General features: G+C 62.6%; 1 protein-coding gene. It reads left to right on the forward strand.

Features of this window, described 5'->3' with window-relative positions:
• The first annotated feature begins 11 nt into the window (after positions 1–11).
• Positions 12–1,004, forward strand: coding sequence for a reverse transcriptase domain-containing protein (locus ACWDKQ_RS36355; RefSeq protein WP_450143269.1), 993 nt, complete (start codon positions 12–14; stop codon positions 1,002–1,004).
• Positions 1,005–1,083 lie beyond the last annotated feature (79 nt).

Below are 1,083 nucleotides of genomic sequence, written 5' to 3' on the forward strand. Positions count from 1 at the left end.
TCCAACGGGCCGTGGTCGAGGTGCTCAACGCAGTCTACGAGGTGGACTTTCGCGGCTTCTCCTATGGGTTCCGGCCAGGTCGCAACCCGCACGATGCGCTGGATGCGCTGGCGGCCGGTATCTACAAGAAGAAGGTGAACTGGGTACTCGACGCGGACATCCGCGACTTTTTCACCAAGCTCGATCACGGTTGGTTGATGAAGTTCCTCGAGCATCGGATAGGAGACAGGCGTGTCCTGCGCCTCATCCAGAAATGGTTGAAGGCAGGAGTTATCGAGGACGGGAAGTGGTCAAAGACATCGGAAGGCACACCGCAAGGAGGATCGGCCTCGCCGTTGCTCGCTAACGTGTACCTCCACTACGTCTTGGACTGGTGGGCTCAGACGTGGAGAAACCGCCATGCACGCGGCGACATGATCATCGTGCGCTGGGCGGACGACTTCGTCGTCGGATTCCAACATCAAGGTGACGCCAAGCAGTTCCTCCGGGATCTTCGTGAACGGTTCGCGACGTTCTCTCTGGAACTACACGCCGACAAGACGCGCCTCATCGAGTTCGGGCGGTTCGCCGCCAAGAACCGAACGCAGCGTGGGCTCGGCAAGCCCGAGACTTTCGACTTCCTGGGCTTCACGCACATCTGCGGGAAGGGCAGGAGCGACAGCTTCTGGCTACGGCGCACCACGATCAAGAAACGGATGCGGGCCAAACTTGCCGAGGTCAACGACCAACTCAAGCGACGCCGGCATCTACCCATCCCCGAGCAGGGCCGATGGCTGGCCAGTGTGCTGCGAGGACATCTCGCCTACTACGCCGTGCCAGGCAACTTCGCGGCGATCCTGGCCTTCCGGATCCAGGTCACCCGACACTGGCTCAAGGCGCTCCGACGCCGCAGCCAACGTCACCGCCTGACCTGGGAGCGCATGGGTCGTCTCACCGAACGGTATCTGCCGCCTGCACGCATCCTGCATCCCTACCCGGAGGCACGCTTTGCCGCTCGTACCTGAGGCAGGAGCCCAGTGCGGGAATTCCGCACGCTGGGATCTGTGCGGGGGGCCGCCCGTAAGGGCGGTCCCTACCGCGACC

The organism is Saccharopolyspora sp. NPDC000995, from assembly GCF_053599315.1.